Source organism: Paenibacillus sp. USHLN196, from assembly GCF_037144955.1.
GTDB lineage: Bacteria > Bacillota > Bacilli > Paenibacillales > Paenibacillaceae > Paenibacillus > Paenibacillus xylanexedens_C.
Map to the genome: position 1 here is coordinate 75,566 of NZ_JBBCYH010000010.1, position 25,569 is coordinate 101,134.

The following is a 25,569-nucleotide window of genomic DNA, read 5'->3' on the forward strand; positions in this document are numbered from 1 at the left end:
AGGAAGTGCAGAGGACAGGCATAAGCCTGCCCGCTGCATTTTCAAATTTCAGGAATCAAGGGGAGATATGGCATGAATACGAATTGTGTAATTCGTAATGTGAACCAGCATGTGGGCGAAACCGTGACAATCGGTGCCTGGATTAACAACAAACGTTCCAGCGGTAAAATTCAGTTTTTGCAGCTGCGTGATGGAACCGGATATATTCAAGGGGTTGTAGTGAAAAGTGAAGTTAGTGAAGAGATCTGGAACAATGCCAAGAGCCTGACACAAGAAAGCTCTTTGTATGTTACAGGTATTATTCGTGAGGAACCCCGCAGCGCATCTGGTTATGAGATGACAGTAACTGGGGTTGAGATCATTCACCTGACTGAAAACTATCCTATTACGCCAAAAGAGCATGGTGTTGATTTCTTGATGGACCATCGTCATCTATGGCTTCGTTCCACGAAGCAACGTGCGGTTATGGTGATTCGTGCAGAGATTATTCGCGTTGTTCAGCAGTTCTTTGATGGTAACGGATTCACACAAGTGGACCCTCCGATTTTGACACCATCGTCTGCGGAAGGAACAACTAACCTGTTCCACATCAAATACTTTGATGAAGATGCTTATCTGACGCAAAGTGGTCAATTGTACATGGAAGCCGCAGCCATGGCGCTGGGCAAAGTATATTCCTTTGGTCCAACATTCCGCGCAGAGAAGTCCAAAACACGCCGCCACTTGATTGAGTTCTGGATGATTGAGCCGGAAATGGCCTTTGTAGATCACGAGGAAAGTCTGCGCGTACAAGAGAAGTTTATCGCTCATGTCGTTCAATCCGTGGTTAAAAACTGCCGTGCAGAATTGGAATCCATCGGTCGTGACGTATCCAAACTCGAAGGCATCGTAGCTCCATTCCCGCGTATTACGTATGATGAAGCAATTGAATTCCTGCATGGACAAGGCTTCGATATTCCTTGGGGAGAAGATTTTGGTGCACCGCACGAAACAGCGATTGCTGAGAAGTACAATACACCTGTCTTTATCACGCATTACCCTGCTGGAATCAAAGCTTTCTATATGAAACCAGATCCGAATCGTCCAGAAGTTGTTCTTTGTGCGGATATGATCGCACCAGAAGGCTACGGAGAGATTATTGGCGGTTCGCAGCGTATTGATGATCCGGAATTGATGCAACAACGTTTTGAGGAGCACAACCTCTCGGATGAAGCGTATCAATGGTATCTGGATCTGCGTAAATACGGATCGGTTCCTCACTCCGGTTTCGGTCTGGGATTGGAGCGGACGGTAGCATGGATCTGTGGGTTGGATCATGTACGTGAAACAATCGCATTCCCACGTATGCTCTATCGTCTGTACCCTTAATGCTTAACAGAGGAGCGTCTATGGAAGACACGACATCCAAAGCTTGGTTGGATGGAGCAGCTTATGGCATGACTTCGGGCACAGCTCACCTACCTTATGCCTTGTTACGTTATTATCACCAGCTGGGCCTATCCGATGCAGAAGTGCTTCTTCTGATTCAACTGCTAGGGTTCCGTCAAGCAGAGTTCAATGAGTTTCCCACGCTTGAGGAGCTTGCTACACGCATGGGACTTGCACCAGAAGGTATTGCGAGAATGTTGCAACGACTGATGCGAGATGGGTATATTGCGATTGACGAGCATCGTGATGAGGAACGTGACATCCAGTACGAACGGTATGATTTGCATGGATTATATGCCAAGCTTGCAACGTGCACTGCCGAAGAAGTAGCGGCTTTCCGTGCAGAACAGCAGAGCAGCAGTACAGCACGCCAAGATTCGAACAGTGTTCAAAAAGAAGAGGAAGAACGAAATATGTTCTCCATCTTTGAAAAAGAATTTGGTCGTCCGCTCTCTCCAATGGAGTGCGAAACGATATCCAGCTGGTTGGATCAGGATCGTTATCAAGAGGAACTGATTCTAATGGCTCTGAAGGAAGCTGTTTTTGCAGGCAAAGTACATTTCCGGTATATCGATCGAATTCTGCTTGAGTGGAGCCGTAATCGTGTCAAGACGGTTCAAGACGCCAAGGCATACACGCAGCGGTTTCGTAATGGTGGACGTTGATTCAGTGTAGGCAAGGACAAGAAACAGGCCAGAAGTTATTCTGTGCCTGTTTTTTTTGGTATAGATGGGATGAGTTCTTAGTGGCATCAACCTTTCAGGCAATGAATGCACTATGTTTTAAAAAAAATTGATGGATCACGCAGGGGTTACCACACAAGCTGTCGTCTATAGTATTGGAGAGGAGGGGAGAGTTATTGATGAAGCGCGCGTAATCGAACAAATCCGTCAAGGAGATACATCTCAGATGCGTACTCTGATTGATAAATATAGCCAGCATGTGTACCATGTGGCCTATTCCGTACTCAGGAACGATCAGGATGCTCAGGATGCAGCTCAGGAGGCGTTCATTCAGATGTACAAGTCTCTCCCCGACTACCGTTCCGAAGGTTTCAAAACGTGGTTAACCCGAATCGCCTTTAACAAAGCGATTGATGCCAAACGCAAGCTGGGCAGACGAAGTGCTGAGGATCTGGGTGGAGAAGAAAAAATAATAAACATGCCCGGACGGGATGAAGACGTTCTTGCCCGTCTCGTTCGTGAAGAACGTCAGGATAAACTTCGCGAACGTATTAATCAGTTGCCTGCTCAGCACCGTGACATTATCACTGCGTATTATTTAGGTGAGAAAAATTACGAGCAGATTGCCAGTGATGCACAGGTGGCTGTGAAAACCGTGGAATCCCGTTTGTATCGTGCCCGGCAGTGGATTCGTAATCATTGGAAGGAGGATGAATGGCGTGAGTAAACAGGAGAAGTATACCGCTGCGCAATGGGCTGATTATATTGAAGGCAATATGAGTGAAACTCAGGCGAACCGAATGGAACAGCTTCTGCTGGAAGATCCGGATGCGATGGACATCTATTTGGAAGCGCTCGGTATCCATGGGGAACTGCCTCCGTTGCCTGACCCGGCAGGGTTTGCGGATTCAGTCATGCATCGGATTGAGGGCATTCAATCCTCTAAGTCTCAACGTAAATCCCGCGCTGGACGAAACCGGCGCTGGCTTGAACATAAAGTGTTTCATTATGCGGTAGCAGCCTGTCTGACATTGATCTTCCTCTCGTCTGGACTTTTTGACAAGGTAGCCCCTTATCACAAGTTCCAAGATGGCGACCACAGAGGGTCTTTCACCGAGAAATGGACGGAGACAGCCACTTCATGGCTGGATAACTTCAAGCCTAAACCATAAATGGTTTCGCATTGCCTGAAAAGAAAGGATGACGACTGTGCACTCAGATCGTAACAAATTACTCGCATTTCTATTAAACCTGATACCAGGTCTTGGTTTCATGTATTGGGGACGGGCCGCAAGGGCTGTGATTTATCCATTGCTTTTCTTCGGAACAGCTGTTGGCTCATTCATGCTAGCAATGGTCACTAATGATCAAGATTTAATGATTTTCGGTGCCCTCGGTGCTGCTTTCTTCTGGGGGATCAGCATGCTGGATATGATTATTGTTCTGCTCCGTGCACCTGCTGCCCGAGAAGCACATTATAGGGGATACGGTGCACCTTATGAAGCACCACACCAAGGAGCAGCGTACCAGGGAGCATACATGGGTCGACAAGGGCCTATGGAGCAGATGAATGAAGATGAGCTGCATCAACATCCTGGTGGTGAATATGGTCAACCTGAGGGTCCCTATGGTCAGCCCATGTATCGAAAAGGCAGTGAGGGTGAACGGTTCTTCACCATTTTGCTCTCATTTGTTCCGGGATTGGGCCACCTTCATCTGGGATTGTTGCATCGCGGGTTGTCGTTCTTGATGGCGTTCTTTGGTTCATTTGCCATGATGGTTTTCGTGGCTTCGATCACCAATGAATCAGTATTTCTAATGTTCTTACTGATTCTGCCAGTAATATGGGTATACTGCATGTTTGATGCTGTGCAGCATGTCCACCGTAAGCAGGCTGGTGAGGTGTTGCAAGATCGGACATTATTCGAAGAATTGGAAATGGGCAGAGTAGCCGGACGACGAAGCAAAGTGCTTGCAACGCTGCTATCCGCTTTTCCAGGTGCGGGTCATCTATATCTGGGATTGCAAAAAAGAGGCATGCAATTGATGTTCCTGTTCCTTGGAAGCATCTATGTTCTGGACCTGCTTCATTTATCGGTGTTTCTGTTCATGATTCCGCTGATCTGGTTCTACAGCTTCTTTGACGGACTACAGTGCTCCAGTCGCTATGGACGCGAGCCATTGATTGACCAACCGATCTTCAAGGACTGGGCCCGCCATCAGCGTCTGATTGGATTCGGGATTGCGGCACTTGGACTATATTACCTAACGATCCGGCTTGTCATTCCACAGCTGAATGAGCTGTTCCCGAATGCCTTTATGACGTATGAGATCCGTTCCTATTTGAACACCGTCATTGTTTCCTTGCTGCTCATTTTTGGCGGCTTGAAATTGCTGTTTGGTAAGCCGCGGGAATTGGGGACGAATTCCTCGCTTCATTCGAATGACGAAGAAGCAGACAGCCTCTTTTTATTCAAGGATCGGGATGATCGACTGTAGAGTGACCTAAATAATAGTTTACACTGACACTACGATGACAGAGCAACCTTCTAATCGCTGTTATCCCACAACAAAAAAACACGCAAGGGCTATGTATATCAGCCACTGGCGTGTTTTTTTGTTATCCAGCTTTGATTTCGAATAAATGATTGCTATTTCGTAGCGCCCTTCAGCAGAAGTTGACGGTACATCACTTCGAACAGGAATTCGAACGCTTCCAGATGACGTTTCGCTTCAAAAGCATCCTTGCCCCACGCATATATGCCGTGGTTACGCAGCAAAATTCCTGGTACGTTGGCATCAAGTACACCTGGCACCAATTCAGCGATAGATGGAATATCCGCAAAGTTAGGCAGGACAGGTACACGAATCTCCGCATTTTCTTCCCAGATGTTGAAAGCCTTGATCAATTCGATTCCTTGAATCGGTACGTGTCCATCTGCTCCAAAGAATTCACTAATCAGGTTGTTAAACACGGTATGCACGTGGAATACAGCACCACAACCGGTCAAACGATAGATTTCACAGTGAATCAACGTTTCGGCACTTGGTTTCAACGTTGTTGTCTCAATCGCTTTGCCGTGTTTATCCACAAAAAGGAAGTCTTCCGGTGTGCGAAGAGATTTGTCTTTGCCTGAGGCGGTAACCGCAAAATAAAATTGCTCCGGGTCAAAGTCTCCTACACGCATCGACAGATTGCCACTTGTTCCGGGGAACCAGTTACGACTGGCGAACAACGCTTTAATATCAGCCAGTTCTTCCAGGACCTGACGTTTGTGTTCCAATGTAATCTTTTCAAAGCCCATCGTTTACAGCACTCCTTGTGTTTGCTTCTGTTTCATATCTTCGATGATATCGTAAAAGGTAGCGAATGGCACATGGTCCACACCAAGTTCAATACATTTATCCGTCAAAATGGAGCGGGAGTAGACGAGATCGGCAATCTTTGCACCCTCAAAATCTGTCAGACTGTCTCCAATAAGAATTCGATTGTATTGTTCTTCCGGGAAGGTACGAATCACGGTTGTTTTGCACATGCCGCAGCCATTCTCACAAGGAGGTTGGCAGGGATTCGGCCATTCAATCCGAATGGTTTCACCTGAGAAGTCAGCTCCGTTGCAATAGACATGATCCTGCGGGATATGAAATGGTGCGAGTAACGGTTCGATAAAAAAGTCCATACCGCCACTGGTCACATTGAATTCGATCCCTTCGTTGCGAACATATTCAAGAAACTCGCTAAATCCTTCACGGATCCCCGCTTGTCCAAGTACAAATTCCACAATTTCATCTTTCTGGGATGCGGGCAGAAGAGCGAACATGGCTCCAACACCTTCGCGCAGCGAGATTTTTTGCTCAATCGTATCTTTCATAATCGCTTCAATGCCCTCAGGCTTGAAATGTTTCATGATCGCTACGATGTTGTCCGAGAGAGTAATCGTACCGTCAAAGTCACAGAAAATGACTGTTTTCTTATCACTTCTCATCGTTCGCCACCCCACAGGTCCAATGCGCTTTTCAGCTCTGGATGCTCGATTGCATACTGAGCGAGTGGAATGGAACGCTGAGCTGCCTCAATGGCTTGCAGGAATGCACGTCCGCCTGCTTCAGTGCCCATCGGATGTCCATGAATACCGCCACCAGCATTAACGATGACATCTGTTCCAAAGTCGCGCAAAATAAGCGGTACAAGGCCTGGATGGATGCCGGCTGAAGGTACGGGCATACTTGTTCTCACCGGCAGATCAGCTGTCAGTAATTGCTCCGTGATGGCCATATTTTCTTCCTTCGGCATCGTTACCGATCCATAAGGAGAAGGGAAGAGCACCAAATCAGCGCCAGCAAGACGCATCAGCTGGCCAAGTACAACCGAAGCCGAGATGCCGTAATGTGGTGAAGGATACAGTGCGCCTGCGAGTGCAGGGTGAGCCATAATCGGCACATTGATATCAGGATCACTGCTGAGTTCATGCAGCACATCATATCCGTAAGACAATACATTGAACAACAAGGCATTAGCTCCTGCACCGATGGCACGTTCAGCCTGCTGCTTCAGACGAGATGTAGGTCCTGTAAGATTGGTTGCATACAGAAGTTTCTTGCCTGTCTCCTGGCGTGCCTGTTCGGCAGCTTTCATGCAGACCTCGACTCTTTTTTCAATGGGTGTCAATTTATTCTCGAACAGAATTTCATCGTCCTTGATCAGATCAACGCCTCCAAGGGCCTGACGAATAAATTGTTCACGCAGTTCATCTGCATCCAGCCCAATAACCGATTTGAAGATACTCATTAACAGTGGACGGTCATGTACACCAAGCAGATCACGAACACCATTTAGTCCAAACTTGGGTCCTGGGAATGCACGGAGAAAACCATCCGAGAAACCAAGCTTTGTCAATTTGATTCGGCCATCCATTGAGATTTTGCCAAAGACAGTTACGAGCAGGGCAGGGATATCACGGCTGAAGTTAACATCAGGATATCCAATGGTAATATCAGCGTAACGCTCACCCGCAGCCATTCCTTCAGCTTCATGGACTTCTACGCTGATGACTTCGCCCAGATGTTTCTGCATCGCTTCACGCTGGGCTTGTGGCAACTCCGTCCAGCTACCCACGGTCATGCCAATCGCGATGGACTGAGCTTTCTTGCGAAAGTCTGCATGATCATCATGCAGTCGATATGTGGCTGTACACATGTTATTCATTTTAAATCCCCTTCCAAAGCAGCTCCCATCTCCCGTGAGCGCTCTGCACAGCGGTTGACGGCTGCGATTACATTTTCAAAGAAATCTCCTTCGTCCAGCGTTTTCAGTGCTGCCTGGGTTGCCCCTCCCGGGGAGGTCACATCACTACGAAGCTTCATCGGCTCCAAACCGGTTTGTTGTACCATACGTGACGCGCCCAGCACTGTCTGAACAGTGAGATCGCGAGATTGCTGGCTGGATAAGCCACCACGAATACCTGCGGCAATCATGGCCTCCATTAAATAGTATACATAAGCAGGCCCGCTTCCGGAAATCCCTGTGAGCACTTCGAGTTTATCTTCAGGCACAATGGTCACGATACCAACCGCTTCAAACATGGTCATTACCGTACTGCGCTGATCATCTGTAATCTCCGCAGAGAAAGCAAGACCAGTTGCGCCAAGTCCGATGGTACTGGATGTATTCGGCATGGTTCTGGCGATCGGCTGTTTACGACCGAGCAAGGACTGCATCGTGCGGATTGATAATCCGGCAATGACAGAAACGAGCAGTTGATCAGGCGATAACAGCGGACCCAGTTCGCGCAGTGCTGCGGCAGCATCTTTGGGTTTCATACAGAGTACAATGACCGGAGTGGAGGCAAGATGATCCAAGGATTGCGAGGCAGTTCCGGTATGTACAGCATAACGGGTGCTGAGCTCCTCCTGACGTTTCTGGTTGCTGCGGTTCAGCATCGTGATATCCTGAGGACGAACGACCAGGCGGGAGATCAGTCCGCGCACGATGGCTTCAGCCATCGCGCCTGCTCCGTGGAAAGTAATCTTCTGTTGTAGTAACGTCTGCTGCTCTTGACTCATATTTATCGTTCCTCCTATATAACTGGTGCTGGGATATTATTGACGAATCTGTCCATTGCCGGTAATCCGATATTTGGTTGACGTGAGTGCTGGTAGTCCCATAGGTCCACGTGCATGCAGTTTCTGAGTACTGATCCCGATTTCGGCTCCATAACCAAATTCGTATCCGTCGGTGAATCGCGTGGACGCATTGTGATAGACGGCTGCTGCATCCACATCATGCATGAAGCGTTCTGCATGGGCTGTATCCCGGGTTACGATACACTCGGAATGTTTGGTTCCGTAATGTGCGATGTGCTGCATCGCTTCGTCCAGGTTCTCGACCACACGGATATTTAAAATATAGTCGTTGTACTCGGTCGCATAGTCTTCCTCGGTTGCCTCAAGAGCGGAAGGGACAATACGGCGTACCGTGTCGCATCCTTTCAAAATCACATTGGCCTCACGGAATTGCTCGGCAAGAGCAGGCAGGTGCTCTTCCGCGTATGTGGCATGTAGCAGTAACGTTTCCATGGAGTTACACACCGATGGACGTTGTGCCTTGGCGTTGATGGCAATTTCGGCTGCCATGACCGGATCGGCTGATTCATCCACATAGGTATGGCAGATGCCGGCCCCAGTTTCGATGACAGGTACTGTTGCATTGGCAACCACATTACGAATGAGCGAAGCTCCGCCGCGTGGAATGATGACGTCCAGTAATCCGTTCAATTTGAGCATTTCATCCACGGAAGCACGATCTGCATCCTCAACCAGTTGCAGCGCATCAGCAGGCATGTCTGTCGTTGCCAATGCCTGATGAAGCACCTCTACAATTTTGCGGTTGGAGGACAGGGCAGAGGAGCCGCCGCGCAGAAGCACTGCATTACCTGTTTTGAGACATAATCCCGCTGCGTCCACGGTTACATTAGGTCGAGCTTCGTAGATGATACCGATCAGACCAATCGGCACTCTAAGTTTTTCAACATGCAATCCGTTAGGACGGGTGAATGTCTCCAATACTTCACCGACTGGATCAGGCAGATCCGCAATCTGACGTAATCCTTCAGCAATGCCAGCAATGCGCTCCTTATTGAGGGCGAGTCGATCCAGCATGGATTCCGGTGTACCTTGTTCTCTGCCTCGTACCAGATCTTCGGCGTTTGCCGTAATGATGGAATCCGTCTCCGTTATCAAAGCATCTGCCATGACACGCAGGGCCGTATTTTTCTGTTCTGTATTCAATCGGTTCAGCTGTGGAACCGTGGCTTGGGCTTTGCTGGCTTTTTCTCTAACTTCACTCATCTTAATTCCTCCTCATATATATAAATTTGAAATTTTAACCACTATATTGCTTCATGTTTATTTTAACGTAATCCATTCGTCTCTATGAATAACTTCAAGTCTGTGGATGCTAGCGAGTTGTTTCATCACTTCGCCACTGGGAAGTCCGGCAATAAGTCGAAGTTGGTCATCATCATAATTGACGATACCGCGACCGAGCAAGGTTTCATCCATTCCAATGACCTCTACGACGTCTCCAGCATGGAATGTTCCCAGTACTCGCTTGACCCCTACAGGCAGAAGACTATGGCCCCCATGGACAAGTGCTTCTTCAGCACCATCATCCACAACGACTGTTCCCAGCGGTGTAGACATGAAGCCGAGCCACTGCTTTTTACGAGATAGTGAAGCGAGTCGTGTCTCAAAGTAAGTTCCTTTGCCCGTGCCATCAACCGCCTTCTGCATATCTCCGGGTTCTTTCACACTTCCCACGAATACAGGTACGCCTCCACGTGTAGCAACCTTGGCTGCATCGACTTTGGATCGCATTCCGCCTGTACCAACCGTTGATCCTGAACCGCCGGCAAAAGCGTAGATCTCAGCCGTTATCTCGGGGATACGGTCGTAACGTACGGCAGAAGGATCTTTACGCGGATCTGCTGTGTACAGTCCGTTGGTATCGGTAAGAATGATCAAATGCTGTGCTTTCACCAGGTTCGCAACCAATGCGGACAACAGATCGTTATCACCAAACTTCAATTCATCCACCGAAACCGTATCATTCTCATTAAAAATCGGAATCACTCGCTGTTTGAGCAGCTCTTCTACGGTCATGCCTGCATTACCCATGCGTTTACGACTGTGAAAGTCTGTACGAGTTAACAGAATTTGCGCCGTAGTAACGCGGTGCGCTGCAAAAGCCTGTTGATATGCCTGCATCAGTAATGCCTGCCCAACGGCCGCTGCGGCTTGTTTCTCATGTAGCAGTTTGGGGCGCTGAGGATAACCGATCTCCCGGAATCCGGCCGCTACCGCTCCAGAGGTGACCAAAAGCACTTCATGGCCCTGATCAGCCAATGCTGCAATTTCTCCGGCAAAAAAAGTGATCGAACTGCGATCCAGACCGCCTTCTTCTGTTGTAAGCGAGCTGCTTCCAATCTTAACTACAATACGTGAAGTCATGGTTTCACTTCCTTAAACATGATTAATAAGTGCTTCTGGAGCAGGCTTTTGCGGGTACAAAAAAAACTCCCGCCCTTTAGTTAAAAAGGACGAAAGTTCGTTACTTCCGCGGTACCACCTTTATTGATGATTAAATCATCCGGCTTCATGCCCTGTAACAGAAGGCACTGTCCTGTACGTAACAGGCCGCTCAGGGGTAGGTTTCAGAGAAGAGTCACGGTAAATTCTTTCAGCAGGGTGGAATTTACTCTCTGGGCGCGACTGATATTCTCTTACTGGTCCCGTCATCACGTTTCGTTCAATATTTCTTATAACATACCATGGAAACTTGGCATATGCAAAGGGGTTATGGTCCTGTAAATTACTTGAATAAATTCAGCTTGCCAATCCGCTCCACAGCTTCGCGTAATCGGTTTTCATCACTTAGCAGTCCTGCGCGTACATAGCCTTCGCCATGCGAACCAAAACCAATACCTGGGGCTACGGCCACCTTGGCTTCTCGCAGTAACAAGTCTGCAAATGAAGCGGAGGTATAACCGGCAGGTACAGGCAACCAACTGAAGAATGAACCTGCTGGTTTCGAAGCTTGCCAGCCAATGGAGGATAGAGCGTCATAAAACGCATTGCGACGGGATTCGTAACGTGAAACCAGCGAGGCAACACATTCCTGGGAGCCAGTCAGTGCTTCCGTTGCCGCAGCTTGAATCCCACCGAAAAGACTGACATAGATATGATCCTGAAGCAGATTGATTTTAGAGACAATCTCTGCGTTACCGAGTGCGAATCCAACACGCCATCCAGCCATATTGTATGTTTTGGATAACGTATAGAATTCAATGCCCACTTCTTTGGCACCAGGGGCTTGCAGGAAACTTACTGGACGATGTCCGTCGAATCCAATTGCACCGTAAGCAAAGTCGCTGGCTACTACGATTTGATTTTGAATGGCGTATTCTACCGTATCTTCGTAGAACGAAAGGGGCGCCGTTGCTGACGTTGGGTTGTTGGGGTAGTTCAGGAACATCAGCTTGGCCTTCTCCCGATCTTCCGCAGTAACGGCTTCGTAATCAGGCAGGAATGCATTGGACTCCAGTAAAGGCATAAATGACATGTTTGCTTTGGCAAGTGCAACACCAGACCAGTAATCCGGGTAACCCGGATCTGGAACGAGAACGGTGTCGCCGGGGTTAAGCAGGACCTGGGGTAACTGAACTAGACCTGTTTTGCCTCCGAACAGAATCGCAACTTCAGTCTCGGGATCCAGATCAACGTTGTAATCTTCTTTATAACGTTTGGCCACAGCTTCCTTCAGGAAAGAGTATCCTCTAAAAGGGGAGTATTTGTGGTAGAGGGGATTTTCAGCCGACTCTTGCAGTGTTTTCACAATATGGGGTGGTGTCGGTGTGTCCGGGTTCCCCTGACCCAGATTAATCACGTCATGACCACTTGCGATTTCGTGATTTACATTTTGAACAAGGGTAGCAAAAAATTGCGTTGGCAGCTGTGCCATCACATCAGAAGTCGGTATCGTAAAGGCTGAACGAGCAGTTAAATGGTCTGAATGGGTCATTATATTCATCACTCCGATTATTAAAAATGGAAAATAGTTCTCATTAATTTATCACGCAAATCCCGAGCTGTATAGAGGGAAATCCACTTGATTATACAGTACATGAGAGCAAAGAGGGGAGTATTGTACAAAATTGAAAGTGCTCATTTCGTTTTGTCCATTGAGCTGAGAGAAGCCATGTTTTATGATGATATTCGATAATGATAATCAATATCATTAATTCCTTGCACTACGCACATGATATAGGGGGAGAAATAGAAATGAAAAAGGGCACACGAAATACGGCAGTATTATTAACGATCACGTGGTTATCCATTCTGCTGTTGGCTTGTGGGAATCAGGCCTCAACACCTGCTGCTGGCGCAGATGATTCCAAAGTAGCCACGGAAACGACAGAGACCACGACTGCAGTGGAAGAGACGAATGAGGGCGAGACCCGGGTATTCAAAGATTGGACTGGCCATGAGGTTAAGGTTCCTGTAAATCCGAAGCGAGTCATCTATCATGGAGAAGTTACCGGGGATATGCTTGCGCTTGGAGTTGTTCCTGTCGGCATACTTCGTCAAGAGGGGACCGTGTACGATGAACAGGTCGCCCAGGCAGAAGATGTAGGATTTCCAATCAGTGTGGAAAAGGCGCTGGACTTGAACCCCGATCTGATCATTTTCTCCAACAGTGATGAGGCACAATATGATCAGATCGCAAAGGTTGCACCTACGGTTACATTTGATTCGTTTGGTTTAATAGAAGATCGCATGCGTATCCTTGGCGACTTGTTGAATAAGAAGCAAGAAGCGGAGGATTGGATTACATCTCATCAAAAAGCGACTGAAGAGATGTGGACGCAACTTCATGAGAACGGATTAAAAGAAGGGGAGACCGCTTCGGTATTCACGATGTATCCGGGGAATCGCCTGTTTGTCATGGCGGGTGCAGGATTGCCCCAGTTGTTATATGGAAAGGACGGGCTGAAGCCAACCGCGGAAATTCAGAACGTATTGGATGAAGACATGGGATTCGTAGAGATTTCGACTGAAAAATTATCTGAATTTGCCGGTGATCGGATATATATTCTCGATCCTGTGACCGACGATGCCAAGCAATCCACCAAGGAATTACTGGATAGTTCAATCTGGAAGAACCTGCCTGCGGTAAAAGAAGGGAAAGTATATCGCTTTGATATCGCAAAAGCTTCTAGTGATGCTCTTTCCAGGGAGTGGCTGCTGAAAGAGTTGCCAAAACAGATGATTCAATAATGGTTACGAGCCAGTGAGGCAGCAGTAACATCTTTGAGTAATGCAGTTTTATAAAAAAGTAAGAGGAGCCTTCAACATTTCGTTGAACGCTCTTTTTGCTGATTAAACTCCTATCTGGATTATTAACAATCGCTCGCTTATAATCAGACATACAGAATGATTGATAATTATTCTCATTTTAGAAAAACGAGGTGAACCGACATGCAGACTTTGGATGCCGATGGAGCGTTGTTCTTTTCAGCATTCATGTTTCGGCTGGATCATCTGGTACGACGAATTGAACAACCTGAACAGGTGATGCTGGAAGTGGCTTGCGAGAAACATGCGTTCCTGATCTGTGAAGAAGGAGAGGGGCGTTTATATATTGGACCTGAACAGTTTCCGTTTACAACGGGATGTGTCTATCCGCTTTCTCCGGGAGAGGGGTACCAGATTGAGTATCGTAATGACTCGGAATTGAAATATATCGTAATGGCTTTTGATGTAATTCATGTGTTGACCGGTGATCCGGAGCTCTATACCCGTTCTGTATTTGAGCACAGAAACCAATTGAACGGTTATCCCTATGCACCGTTAAGTGGACTGCTGGAACAGATGTATGTCATTCGGAATTATAAAACAGATGCCGAATACAGCCATCTGAATGCACAGTTCCAAAAATGGATGGAGATGATCATTACCCGGTACACTTCTCCAAAGACGGAGCAGAGTATGGAAGCCAGACTACACAGTACGATTCAGTATGTGGACGACCATTATGCTGAAGAAATCACTGTACAGAAACTGGCACGTCTTGCGGAGATCCGCCCTGTGCAATATACGACCCTTTTCAGACAACTCACGGGTCACAAGCCGCTCGATTATGTGAATCATGTTCGCATCAAACATGCCAAGGACTGGCTTCGCAAATCAGATGAACCCCTTCGGGATATAGCGAGCCGCGTGGGGTTTAAGGATGAGTATTATTTCAGCAGGCGTTTTCGCCAAATGACCGGATTGTCTCCTCGTCAATATGACAGATCGATTCAGCAGCAGACGTTAGTACAAGATTGGTTGGGTCATGATGTGAATATTCCAGTGAACCCGGAGCGAATGATGTATTACGGAGATTCCGCAGGGGATCTGCTGGTATTGGGCATTAAGTTGTTGGGGGATCAGACATATGACGCGGTTGCTCCGGTTAATGTGGAAGCAGCTGTTATCAAGAAGCCGGATTTGATTATTTTTGATAGCAGTAATGAACAGCAGTATGAACAACTTTCCCGCATTGCACCAACTCTTGCTTACAATTCACATGCCATGTTGGAAGAACGAATGCACAGATTGGGCAGTTGGTTTGGCAGACAACCTCAGGCTGAACAATGGCTAACCTCCTATGGGGAGCGTACAAAGCAGATGTGGGCGAAGATCCATACAGTGATTGAAGAAGGGGAAACGGCATCTGTATTTACATATCATCGGGGTGCACGATTATTTGTTATGGGCAATATCGGTCTGGCACCCCTTTTATATCATCCAATGGGATTCAGGCCGGTTACCAAAGTGAAGGAAGCACTTGCGGCGGGCAGAGCCTATAAGGAAATTTCGGCTGAAGCGGTACATCAGTATGCGGGAGATCATGTATTTGTTATGCTGCCTGAGGAAGTCGTGGCAAGACAGGCTACAGAGATGCTGATGAAAAGTCCCAGTTGGCAGGCCCTTCCGGCTGTGCAGAATGGACGGGTATATCCTGTGGAGGAGTCAACATGGAATGTGGGTGATGCGCTCACGAGTGATCGATTGCTGATCCTGCTCCCTGAGTTGTTGTGTGTAAGTTCATAACAAAAACAGGCTTGCAGTCCTCAAGAGGATCAAGCTATGATAGCAGGTATTACGGTTCAGAGGAGTGCTTGTCATGACAGAACAACAACACGGGGAAATGCGTGTAGCCCTGATTCAGGGCGATATTCAGCTCGGAGACCCTGAGGCCAATCATAAACATATGCAGTCGTTGCTTGAACGTGCGGTAGAACAATATCCGGATCTGGGGCTGGCTGTGTTGCCTGAGATGTGGAATACGGGGTACGCCCTGACGCAAATTCATGAACTCGCTGACCCGGAAGGCCAGAAATCACGGGAGTGGCTATCTGCTTTTGCTCAAAAACATCAAATCTCCATCGTGGGCGGTTCAATCGCCGAGAAACGGGATGGACAGATATACAATACAATGTATGCTTATGATCGTGAAGGAAAACAGGTAACACGATACGATAAATTACATTTGTTTCGCCTGATGGATGAAGAGAAATATCTACAGCCTGGTGCGGTACCTGAAATTTTTGAATTGCAGAACGGTCTTACAGCGGGTGCTTCGATCTGTTACGACATCCGGTTTCCGGAACTGGCCCGTACACTTGCTCTAAACGGGGCTAAGGCATTGATTGTACCTGCGGAATGGCCGAATCCTCGTCTGCACCACTGGCGTACCTTGCTTACGGCACGAGCCATTGAGAATCAGATGTATGTAATCGCCTGTAACCGTGTGGGTAAAGGGGGAGAGACCGAATTTTTCGGACATTCCCTCATCATTGATCCTTGGGGTGAGATTGTGGCTGAAGGTGGCGAAGGGGAAGAGATCGTGACCGGAATTATTCGTCCATCTCTGGTAGATGAGGTTCGAGGACGTATTCCCGTATTTGAAGACCGTCGACCTGGCGTTTATTTTGGCGAAAAATAAAAACTGAAATAAAATTCTTCAGAAAAAGTGTTTATTCTTCCAGGACGCGGGTAATGATAACTATCCCGTCACCAAGGAGGATGATCAATCAATGGACAACCATGTGAAAGATACGCTCAGGAGACTGGAACAGGATAACACAAGGGAAGATCACTTAAGGGCATTCTTAGAGAATGGAGCAGGAGGGCTATCACCCCCTGATTCAACTGTTCAGGACGAAGGCCGTGTAATGAATCAGCAAAACAGGCTGACAAGCGATCGTAATTTGCGTAAATAAACCGCCAGACATGAAGTTTTCTTATGTACGTTTCTACGTTAACATTATAAATTAGAATTGAAGCTAAACGACTTAACAAGCAACATTGTACTGTAACCAGTTACTGTGATTGCAAAGTAAGAACTCTATCCTGCGGATGCGGGAAACGAGTATATGACAAAGGCTTGGCCCATAGGGGTCAAGCCTTTGTTTTGGTTCAGTACCATATGCCTCCATTTCCATAGGAACAATTCATTAGTCTCCTTTAGACAGTTCGGCAACGGTTTGTTGAAACGTGTGGATGAATGCCTCGGCTGCTTTTGACAGTACTCTTCCTTGACGATAAGCCACAACAAGTGTTCTGCTGGGAGTAGGCTCAGCAAGTGGCACATATACAGGCACGAATTCACTGCGCGGTGCACGGGCAATAAAGCGTGGAACCAAGGTAATGCCCATACCTGTGGCGACCAGCGACTGAACGGTTTCAATATTGGTGCTCTCAAACACAACTTTGGGATCAAAACCGGCTTGCTCACAGAGATCAAATGTAAGTTTGCGGAAGCCTTGTCCTTTTTTCAATACAACAAAGGGTTCATCACGAAGCTCTTCAATTCGCACAGGAATCGGATGTTCCGGATCTGCCCTGCGTGCTAGAGGGTGATTCGGGGGAACCGCTAGATCAATCCGTTCTTCTCCAATGGTTACATAAGACAAGCTTGGCTCTTGTAAAGGAAGCGATAGCAAACTCAGATCAGCTTTGCCGCTGGCTGTCAATTTCTCAAGCGTAAGCCCGGAGTCTTCCAATAAGGTGACCTCAATCTCGGGATAAGCTTGTTGGAACGCAGGAAGCACATGTGGGAGCAAGTGTGAGCCCGTGATCGGCATGCTGCCCACAACGACTTTACCTTTGCGAAGCTGGGAGATGTCTGACATTTCCTGACGTAATAGCTCCACGGCATCTACGATCTTCTGGGCTTGCTCGACAAACGTAACACCGGCATGGGTTAACTCCACCGTACTTGTATTACGCTGAAAAAGGAGGACACCCAATTCTTTTTCCAATTTGGATAATTGCTGACTTAATGAAGGTTGTGCAATATGCAGCTTCTCTGCTGCCCGGGAGAAATTGCGCTCAGCTGCGATTTGCAGCGTATATTGAAGTTGTCTGAATTCCATCGTCGTTGGTCATTCCTTTCGTTATGCCACCATTATATCACTACAGATGAAGAAATCATTAATTTCGCTTAACCGCTTGCACTACATCAGAAGAGTTGATATACTAATTTTGAAAACGCTTAATAAGAATCACTTACCCGGGTAAAACAAAATCAACGTTTTCATGTGTGCCAGTTTCAAATGTTAGTACGGAACCATTTCAAATGTTCATATTCTTTTTCGTTTATATAATTGAATAACATTCATCCAACGATGGCGTGTTACTGTTCGGCAGGCAAGACCTAGATTGGGTGGGAAGAGTTTCTTTTTCCTACCCTTTTTAGGTCTTTTTTTGTTCCCATCAAGAAAAAATGGCGGAGGTGCACCATGAATCACAAACAATTAGCCCAATCGATTATGGAGCTGGTCGGTGGCAATGATAATATCAACACGTTAATTCATTGCTCTACCAGGCTCAGACTTACCCTGAAGAATCCGGATATGGCGAAGACCCAAGAAATTAAGAGCCTCGATGGTGTTATTGGCGCAGTGAATAGCGGCGGGCAATATCAGGTTATTATCGGTAATGACGTCGCGTACGTCTACAATGAACTTACCAAGATGATGGATACTCGGCAATCAAACGAGATTCAGGAGAAACAAAAAGCGGATTATAGCCCCAAAGGTCTGTTTAATACTTTTGCCAGTGTTATTGCAGGCATTTTCCAACCTATTATCCCAGCCATTGCTGCCTCGGGCATGCTTAAGGCACTGTTGCTACTGGCGACAGTGACCGGCCTGATGTCTAAAGAGAGCCAGACATATACCGTTTTGAGTGTCATGTCTGATGCTGCCTTTTACTTTCTTCCGATTCTACTGGCCTATTCCAGTGCAAATAGATTTAAAACCAACCCCTTTGTTGCCGTTCTGTTTGGTGGAATCATGTTACACCCGAATATGATTGGTCTGCTTGGCGGTGAAGATCCGGTGTCCTTTATTGGCATACCTGTTGCATCCGTTCAATATGCGACATCCGTGGTACCGATTATTTTAACGGTCTGGTTCATGTCTTACATTGAAAAGTTCGCGGACAAGATCTCACCAGGGCCGGTCAAAATTTTCCTTAAACCTTTGATTGTTATTCTCATTGTTGCTCCAGTTGCCCTGATTGTACTTGGACCTTTGGGGATGTATCTCGGAACGGGAATGTCCAACCTGATCTATTGGATTCAGGATAAGATTGGATGGTTGACCGTTGTCATTATGGCTATACTGATGCCTCTGATTGTCATGTTCGGTATGCATAAAGTATTTTATCCTATTATTTTCGCAGCCTTGGCTTCACCTGGATATGAAACACTGGTGCTGGTCGCGATGCTGGCATCCAATATGGCGCAGGGAGCAGGCGCACTGGCGGTGTCATTCAAAACCAAAGACATCAAGCTGAAACAAGTCGCTTTGTCTGCAGGAATTTCAGGTGTATTCGGTATCACGGAACCCGCTCTGTACGGTGTACATTTAAGGCTCAAGAAAACGCTGTTTGCCTGCATGATCGGCGCCGGAGTCGCTGGGTTGTTCGCAGGTATTGTGAATCTCAAGGCATATGCTGCCGTGGGTCCTGGGATTGCATCTATGCCTATGTTTATCAGTGAAGATCATATGAATATTATCTATGCGATCATCACCATGCTGATCTCTGCCATTGTCGCGTTTGTCGCCGTATATGTCATTGGATTTCAGGATGTTGTTCCAACAGCAGTGTCGATGGCAGGCAGTCCTACAAACCAAGCGAGAGGTGAATCTGAAATCCAGCCATCCACAGGGATCAAATCGAAAAAGATCGTTTTTGCTCCTTTGGAAGGTAAAGTTTTGCCATTAAGAGAGGTGAAGGACGAGGCCTTCTCGCAAGAAGCCATGGGACAAGGTATGGCCATTCAGCCAAGTGTTGGAAAGGTGTTTGCCCCGTTTGATGGTACCGTAGAGACGGTGTTCCGCACCAAACATTCCATCGGTCTGAGATCGGTAGAAGGGGTTGAACTTCTGATTCATGTCGGATTGGATACAGTGAAACTGAAAGGTCAGCATTTTGATGTCAAAGTGAACGAAGGAGAAAAGATCTCTCATGGTCAGCTCCTGATCGAATTTGATCTTGAGGCAATACAAGCCGCAGGTTATGACACGACGACCCCTGTAATTGTGACCAATTCCTCGGATTATCTGGAGGTACTGGGCAATGAATCTGCAGCGATGACGGGACCGGGGAAACCATTAATTACGGTGTTATAACTATAACCCGCTGAAATATGAATGAAAGGCAGGCAGCCTGATATGGAAGTCGTAAAAATACTGAATTCGAGCATTGTTCTCGCCAGACGTGGTGAGGATGACAAGGAAATTATTGTGATGGGAAAGGGCATCGGCTACAAGAGCAAACCTGGAGATGTCGTGAGTGAGGATGAGGTCGAGAAGATCTATGTCCTTGAAAATGAAACGATCTCTTCAGATCTCACCGCCCTGATGAAGGAAACGCCAAAAGAATATTTGATTCTGGCTGATGAAATCATCTCTCATGCCAAACATACGTTGTCCCGCTATCTGAGTGATCATCTCTATGTCGCATTAACAGATCACCTGTATATGGCCATGAAGCGATTCAAGGACAATATGACGATCCAGAACCGAATGTTGTGGGAAGTGAAAAAGTTCTATCCACAGGAGTTCAGTATCGGGATGCATGGTCTTTCTCTCATTCAAAAACAGCTTGGTCTCTCCCTGCCTGAGGAGGAAGCGGCGAATATTGCCTTTCATCTCGTTAATGCGCAGCAGAATGATGACAATATGAATCAGGTCATGATGATGACCAATACCGTCAAGGATGTCCTCAATATTATCAAAATTCACTATCAAGTGGAGCTGGACACACACAGCATCAACTATTCACGCTTTTTGACCCATTTGCAGTTTTTCATTCAACGGCTTTTTGAGCATAAAACATTAAACACACAGGATCATGAGCTCTTTGAGCAGATCGCGAATAAATATCCCCAGGAAGAAGCCTGCGTACTGCTAATCAAGGATTATATTGAAGCCCGGTTTGAACATACGATCTCCAATGAAGAGATGATGTATTTGATTATTCATATCAATCGGGTCATGAGTCGCAATTGAGCAAGAATGAAAGAGTCACAGAGATAATCCAAGGAGGAATACACAATGACCAATACAACAAGAACGTTTCCAGAAGATTTTCTATGGGGAGGGGCAATAGCTGCCAATCAGGCGGAAGGAGCCTGGAATGTGGACGGCAAAGGTCTGTCAACAGCCGACATTGCTATCTATCGAAAAGGTGTAGCCAAGAGTGAGTATAAAAAACATAATGCGATCAATGAAGAACAGATCAAAACTGCGATGGAGTCTACCTCGGACAGAGAATATCCGAAACGCAGAGGCATTGATTTCTATCACCGTTACGAGGAGGATCTCGCCCTGTTTGGGGAGATGGGACTCAAAACGTTGCGCTTATCCATTGCATGGACCCGAATTTTCCCGAATGGCAACGAAACAGAACCGAATGAAGCCGGGTTGCAGTTCTATGACCGTGTTATTGATGGCATGCTGAAACAAGGAATTGAACCTTTGATTACGTTGTCCCATTATGAAATGCCGATGTATCTGGTGAATTACTATGGTGGATGGACGGATCGGAAAGTCGTCGATTATTTTGTTCACTTTTGCAAAACCGTGTTCACCCGTTATAAGGATAAAGTGAAGTATTGGATTACATTTAATGAAATTGACAGTATTGTTCGTCATCCTTTTACGAGTGGTGGTATTGTTCCAGAGCGTTTCGAAAATGTGGAGCAGGCCGTATATCAGGGGTTGCACCATCAATTTGTAGCGAGTGCGCTCGCAGTGAAATACTGTCATGAGATCATTCCCGGTTCCCAGATCGGATGTATGCTTACCAAACTGACGACGTATGCTCACACATGTAATCCCGAAGACGTACTCGTTGCTTCTCGGGATAATCAATTCAATCTGATGTTCACGGATGTACAGGTGCGTGGAGCGTATCCGTACTTTACAAAGAGATTTTTTGCCGAAAAAGGGATTAACCTCGATATGCATGAGGGGGATGAAGAGATTCTCAAAGTACACACTGTGGACTTTATCTCATTCAGTTATTATATGTCCCTGGTATCAAGTGTGGATGGCGACCGATTGGAGCAGGTGAGTGGCAATACAACTGGAGGGGTGAAGAACCCGTATCTCCAAACGAATGATTGGGGCTGGCAGATTGACCCGGTAGGTCTGCGCATCTCACTGAATGAACTGTATAGCCGTTATGAGGTGCCTTTGTTTATCGTTGAGAACGGGATTGGAGCGGTAGATTCGATTGAAGCTGATGGCAGCATTCAGGATGATTATCGTATTGATTATTTCCGCTCTCACATGGAACAGATGCATGAGGCGATTCTGGACGGTGTTGAACTGTTGGGTTATACCAGTTGGGGAGTGATTGATCTGATTAGTTATTCTTCTTCAGAGATGGAGAAACGATATGGCTTTATTTATGTAGATCAGGATAATGACGGCAATGGAACACTGGAGAGAAAACGCAAGAAGAGTTTCTATTGGTACAAAGATGTGATTGCGAATAACGGTTTGTAATACGCTAGTAGGACAAGCACTCCATAAGACAGTGTTGACTGGAATTGATCTTCTAATGAGTCTAATGAGGAAGTGGGAAAGCAGCTCTGGATTCAGGGCTGTTTTTTCCTGTTTTAGATAAAAAGCATTGACAGCGAAGAAGAGGGAACGTAGTATAGACTTTATATGATAATGATAATTGTTATCAATTGAAACCTCTGCTATGAGCAGTGGTTTATTTGTCCTTCTCTCATTATAGGTTAAACCTATTACATCTATAGATATTATATCTTGGAACAATGAAGGACGGGGTGATATATTTATGTCATTCAAGAGCTTCACTTTTTAAAGAAAACAGAGGCTCTTCCAAGGACCGAACTTATAATGAGGTGAAAATGATGAGTAAAAAAACGATGTTTGAGAAAATTTGGGAAAATCACGTAATTCATCAAGAAGAAGGCAAACCAAGCATTCTGTATATCGATCTGCATCTGGTGCACGAAGTAACTTCTCCACAGGCATTTGAAGGTCTTCGTCTCAGCGGACGTAAAGTTCGTCGCCCTGAACTGACATTTGCAACAATGGACCACAACGTTCCAACGAAAGACCGTTTCAACATCACAGATCCTATCTCCAAACAACAAATTGATACACTTTCGCAAAACTGTCGTGATTTCGGCGTGAAATTGTATGATCTGGACACGATTGATCAAGGCGTTGTACACGTTATGGGACCTGAACTGGGGCTGACTCACCCGGGTAAAACGATTGTATGTGGTGACAGTCATACGTCCACACACGGTGCGTTTGGCGCACTGGCATTCGGAATCGGAACAAGTGAAGTTGAGCACGTTATGGCAACGCAATGTTTGCAACAAGCAAAAGCCAAAACGATGGAAGTTCGTTTTGTCGGCAAACGTAACCCGGGTGTAACCGCAAAAGACATGATCCTCGCAGTCATCGCCAAATACGGTACAGACTTTGCAACAGGTTATGTTATTGAGTACACAGGCGAATCCATCCGTGAGTTGAGCATGGAAGAGCGTATGACGGTCTGCAACATGTCCATCGAAGGTGGAGCAAGAGCAGGATTGATCGCGCCGGATGAAACAACATTCGAATATCTGCGTGGACGTGAATACGTACCAGCGGATGCGAAGTTTGATGAAGCGGTAGAGGGTTGGAAACAACTTGTAACCGATGAAGGTGCCGAGTTCGACCATGTGGTTGAAATCGATGTGGAATCATTGATTCCGCAAGTAACTTGGGGAACAAGCCCAGGCATGGGAACCGACATTTCTTCGAAAGTTCCTGTTCCAGCTGAATTGCCTACAGAAAACGAACGCAAAGCGGCTGAAAAAGCGCTTGAATATATGGGACTTGAACCTGGAACACCAATCGCCGAGATTCCAATTGATTATGTATTTATCGGTTCTTGCACCAATGGACGGATCGAAGATCTGCGTGCAGCAGCACAAGTGGCTAAAGGTCACACGGTATCCAGTCAGGTTACAGCAATTGTTGTACCAGGCTCAGGGCGTGTTAAAATTCAGGCTGAACAAGAAGGTTTGGATAAAATCTTTACGGAAGCCGGATTTGAATGGCGTGATGCGGGATGCAGTATGTGTCTGGCGATGAACCCGGATGTATTGAAGCCAGGACAACGTTGCGCTTCGACTTCCAACCGTAACTTTGAAGGACGCCAAGGACGCGGAGGACGTACGCACCTGGTATCTCCGGCAATGGCAGCAGCAGCAGCAGTTAAGGGTCACTTTGTGGACGTACGGGACTGGAATTTCAAAACAGAAGCAGCGATCTAATCTATAACAGACAGAAGGGAGAACGTTTAATATGGAAGAATTCAAAACATTACAAGGCATCGTTGCACCGGTAGACCGGGTCAATGTAGATACAGACGCAATCATTCCGAAACAGTTTCTGAAACGGATTGAACGTACCGGATTTGGACAATTTTTGTTCTATGAATGGCGTTTTGATGAAGAGGGGAACAACAATGCTTCCTTCGAAATGAACAAACCTCGTTACGAGGGAGCATCCATCCTGATCTCGCGTGCCAACTTTGGCTGTGGATCTTCCCGTGAGCATGCGCCATGGGCGATTATGGACTATGGATTCCGTTGTGTCATTGCACCATCATTTGCGGATATCTTCTATAATAACTGCTTCAAGAACGGAATCTTGCCCATCAAGCTGTCGGAAGAGCAGGTTGAAGACCTGTTCCAGCGTACAGCAACACATGAAGGCTATGAGATGAATGTGAATCTGGAAAAGAAAACGATTACGGATGCATACGGACTGCACATCGATTTTGATCTGGATGAGCACCGTCGTCAATTCCTGTTGCAAGGATTGGACGACATCGGTCTCACCCTTCAACATGATGATGAGATTGCTGCATATGAACAACGCCACGCGGCGAAACTGTTCGGTTAATCTCCAAAGTATCCTATAGCAAAAAGCTTCTGCCTCCCGGAAGGAACCTTGTTCCGATCAGTGAGACAGAAGCTTTTTGTATTTCAGAAAATAAATTATATTCAGTAAGTTATCTATACATAGAATTCCTGAGCCTTCTTGGCAGCATACTTCAAGATATACTCTCCGTCATTCTTCAGTTCTCTGGAGGCAATTTTGATTCGGGTGTAGTCCAGTCGTGTCTCTTTAAGCACCCGCTTAATGGTTTGAATCCCAAGTTTTTCATCCACAACATAGCAGTATATATTCAAAGCGAACTCCGTGATCGGGTTAGCCGTCTTGCCCATATCGTGCCCATCTACAATCCCCAGCCCTCGCCAGCCCAGCTCACTGATCAGTGCTTCACTAGCCTTATCCTTAAGCCACAGATCACGTTTGGTTCCTGTCATGCTCTTCATGGGATATTGGATGAGCAATACGTAACTGTATTGTTGGGAGGCTTCTTCATAGCCCTGATCAGAGAAGCGTTTCAGAAAGTCACTTTTGAATTCGTCCTCATGGTTATACGTCTCCGGTAAATCCGCTCTGCTCGTCGTGCCATGAGTACCTACAGTACCGATATGCTCTACAACTTGTCCTTCTTCAATCCAGTATTCCGCATAAAGCAACTTGCCATCGGGTTCTTTCTTATAAAGTGTAACCATACTTTTTTCCTCCTGTGATACTATTTTAACTTTCATTCAGGCGCTTCATCAGATTCCATATTATGTATACTTAAATTACATTATTAAGTAGAAAAGAGTCAATATATGACATCATTAAAACGATATACCTTGAGACGAAAGGGCTGTATAAAAGGGATTTTACTCTCGGGCAACGTTTTAACGAATCTACCCCAATAACAGCCGACTATA

Annotated in this window: 23 protein-coding genes and 1 other annotated feature; of the genes, 14 read left to right on the top strand and 9 right to left on the bottom strand. The window is 46.5% G+C overall.

Going from position 1 to position 25,569, the window contains the following annotated elements; translation table 11 throughout:
• Positions 1–72 precede the first annotated feature (72 nt).
• The 5 genes from asnS (at position 73) to WFI24_RS22635 (ending at position 4,610) form a co-directional block, all read left to right on the top strand.
• Positions 73–1,368: an asparagine--tRNA ligase gene (gene asnS, locus WFI24_RS22615; RefSeq protein WP_336764404.1), complete on the top strand. Its 1,296-nt coding sequence runs from the start codon at positions 73–75 to the stop codon at positions 1,366–1,368.
• A gap of 20 nt (positions 1,369–1,388) precedes the next feature.
• Entirely contained in the window at positions 1,389–2,093 is a 705-nt protein-coding gene (locus WFI24_RS22620) for a DnaD domain-containing protein (RefSeq protein WP_336764405.1), read from the top strand.
• Positions 2,094–2,337: 244 nt separating this feature from the next.
• The gene (locus WFI24_RS22625) at positions 2,338–2,838 is read left to right on the top strand and encodes an RNA polymerase sigma factor (protein ID WP_336764407.1); all 501 of its coding nucleotides are present in this window, start codon (positions 2,338–2,340) and stop codon (positions 2,836–2,838) included.
• Positions 2,831–3,283, top strand: a complete 453-nt coding sequence (locus tag WFI24_RS22630; RefSeq protein ID WP_336764409.1) for a hypothetical protein — start codon at positions 2,831–2,833, stop codon at positions 3,281–3,283. The genes WFI24_RS22625 and WFI24_RS22630 overlap by 8 nt, the downstream gene beginning before the upstream one ends.
• A 28-nt stretch (positions 3,284–3,311) precedes the next feature.
• Complete coding sequence (locus tag WFI24_RS22635) at positions 3,312–4,610, top strand: multi-tm2 domain protein (RefSeq protein WP_336764411.1); 1,299 nt, start codon at positions 3,312–3,314, stop codon at positions 4,608–4,610.
• A 152-nt stretch (positions 4,611–4,762) separates the two neighbouring features.
• Here the strand turns inward: WFI24_RS22635 and WFI24_RS22640 are convergent, their stop codons facing one another.
• From WFI24_RS22640 to WFI24_RS22670, 7 genes are all read right to left on the bottom strand, one after another.
• Positions 4,763–5,416, bottom strand: coding sequence for a methylthioribulose 1-phosphate dehydratase (locus WFI24_RS22640; protein WP_036607600.1), 654 nt, complete (start codon positions 5,414–5,416; stop codon positions 4,763–4,765).
• A 3-nt stretch (positions 5,417–5,419) separates the two neighbouring features.
• Positions 5,420–6,097: a 2-hydroxy-3-keto-5-methylthiopentenyl-1-phosphate phosphatase gene (locus WFI24_RS22645; protein ID WP_336764414.1), complete on the bottom strand. Its 678-nt coding sequence runs from the start codon at positions 6,095–6,097 to the stop codon at positions 5,420–5,422.
• Complete coding sequence (locus tag WFI24_RS22650) at positions 6,094–7,317, bottom strand: 2,3-diketo-5-methylthiopentyl-1-phosphate enolase (RefSeq protein ID WP_336764416.1); 1,224 nt, start codon at positions 7,315–7,317, stop codon at positions 6,094–6,096. Before WFI24_RS22650 ends, WFI24_RS22645 begins: the two co-directional genes overlap by 4 nt.
• Positions 7,314–8,174 (bottom strand): pyrroline-5-carboxylate reductase, encoded by an 861-nt coding sequence (proC, locus tag WFI24_RS22655; protein WP_336764418.1) that lies wholly within the window; start codon positions 8,172–8,174, stop codon positions 7,314–7,316. Before proC ends, WFI24_RS22650 begins: the two co-directional genes overlap by 4 nt.
• A gap of 36 nt (positions 8,175–8,210) precedes the next feature.
• Positions 8,211–9,458, bottom strand: a complete 1,248-nt coding sequence (locus tag WFI24_RS22660; protein WP_336764420.1) for a glutamate-5-semialdehyde dehydrogenase — start codon at positions 9,456–9,458, stop codon at positions 8,211–8,213.
• Positions 9,459–9,515: 57 nt separating this feature from the next.
• Positions 9,516–10,619 (bottom strand): glutamate 5-kinase, encoded by a 1,104-nt coding sequence (proB, locus tag WFI24_RS22665; protein WP_036671974.1) that lies wholly within the window; start codon positions 10,617–10,619, stop codon positions 9,516–9,518.
• Between the two features lie 82 nt (positions 10,620–10,701).
• Positions 10,702–10,916: a binding site (T-box leader), on the bottom strand.
• Positions 10,917–10,980: 64 nt separating this feature from the next.
• A complete protein-coding gene (locus WFI24_RS22670) occupies positions 10,981–12,189 on the bottom strand; it encodes a pyridoxal phosphate-dependent aminotransferase (RefSeq protein ID WP_336764423.1) in 1,209 nt (402 codons plus the stop codon).
• A 260-nt stretch (positions 12,190–12,449) separates the two neighbouring features.
• Between WFI24_RS22670 and WFI24_RS22675 the strand changes: the two genes are divergently transcribed.
• From WFI24_RS22675 to WFI24_RS22690, 4 genes are all read left to right on the top strand, one after another.
• Positions 12,450–13,445 carry an ABC transporter substrate-binding protein gene (locus WFI24_RS22675; protein ID WP_336764426.1) on the top strand — a complete coding sequence of 332 codons (996 nt, stop codon included), beginning with the start codon at positions 12,450–12,452 and terminating at the stop codon, positions 13,443–13,445.
• A gap of 201 nt (positions 13,446–13,646) precedes the next feature.
• On the top strand, positions 13,647–15,266 hold the full coding sequence (locus WFI24_RS22680; RefSeq protein ID WP_336764428.1) for an AraC family transcriptional regulator: 1,620 nt from the start codon (positions 13,647–13,649) through the stop codon (positions 15,264–15,266).
• Positions 15,267–15,339: 73 nt separating this feature from the next.
• Positions 15,340–16,161 carry a carbon-nitrogen family hydrolase gene (locus tag WFI24_RS22685; protein WP_336764430.1) on the top strand — a complete coding sequence of 274 codons (822 nt, stop codon included), beginning with the start codon at positions 15,340–15,342 and terminating at the stop codon, positions 16,159–16,161.
• A gap of 91 nt (positions 16,162–16,252) precedes the next feature.
• Positions 16,253–16,438, top strand: coding sequence for a hypothetical protein (locus WFI24_RS22690; protein ID WP_017687767.1), 186 nt, complete (start codon positions 16,253–16,255; stop codon positions 16,436–16,438).
• Between the two features lie 234 nt (positions 16,439–16,672).
• Here the strand turns inward: WFI24_RS22690 and WFI24_RS22695 are convergent, their stop codons facing one another.
• A complete protein-coding gene (locus WFI24_RS22695) occupies positions 16,673–17,593 on the bottom strand; it encodes a LysR family transcriptional regulator (protein ID WP_336764431.1) in 921 nt (306 codons plus the stop codon).
• 366 nt (positions 17,594–17,959) lie between these two features.
• Here WFI24_RS22695 and WFI24_RS22700 point away from each other — a divergent pair, with 366 nt between their 5' ends.
• From WFI24_RS22700 to leuD, 5 genes are all read left to right on the top strand, one after another.
• Positions 17,960–19,858, top strand: a complete 1,899-nt coding sequence (locus WFI24_RS22700) for a beta-glucoside-specific PTS transporter subunit IIABC (RefSeq protein WP_336764432.1) — start codon at positions 17,960–17,962, stop codon at positions 19,856–19,858.
• A 42-nt stretch (positions 19,859–19,900) separates the two neighbouring features.
• Complete coding sequence (gene licT, locus WFI24_RS22705; RefSeq protein ID WP_336764433.1) at positions 19,901–20,740, top strand: BglG family transcription antiterminator LicT; 840 nt, start codon at positions 19,901–19,903, stop codon at positions 20,738–20,740.
• Between the two features lie 45 nt (positions 20,741–20,785).
• On the top strand, positions 20,786–22,243 hold the full coding sequence (locus tag WFI24_RS22710) for a glycoside hydrolase family 1 protein (protein ID WP_336764434.1): 1,458 nt from the start codon (positions 20,786–20,788) through the stop codon (positions 22,241–22,243).
• Between the two features lie 377 nt (positions 22,244–22,620).
• Complete coding sequence (gene leuC / locus WFI24_RS22715; protein WP_336764553.1) at positions 22,621–24,042, top strand: 3-isopropylmalate dehydratase large subunit; 1,422 nt, start codon at positions 22,621–22,623, stop codon at positions 24,040–24,042.
• Positions 24,043–24,073: 31 nt separating this feature from the next.
• Complete coding sequence (gene leuD, locus WFI24_RS22720; RefSeq protein WP_336764435.1) at positions 24,074–24,676, top strand: 3-isopropylmalate dehydratase small subunit; 603 nt, start codon at positions 24,074–24,076, stop codon at positions 24,674–24,676.
• Between the two features lie 113 nt (positions 24,677–24,789).
• On the opposite strand, the gene WFI24_RS22725 is transcribed toward leuD, so the two are convergent.
• Positions 24,790–25,359: a hypothetical protein gene (locus WFI24_RS22725; RefSeq protein WP_336764436.1), complete on the bottom strand. Its 570-nt coding sequence runs from the start codon at positions 25,357–25,359 to the stop codon at positions 24,790–24,792.
• Positions 25,360–25,569 lie beyond the last annotated feature (210 nt).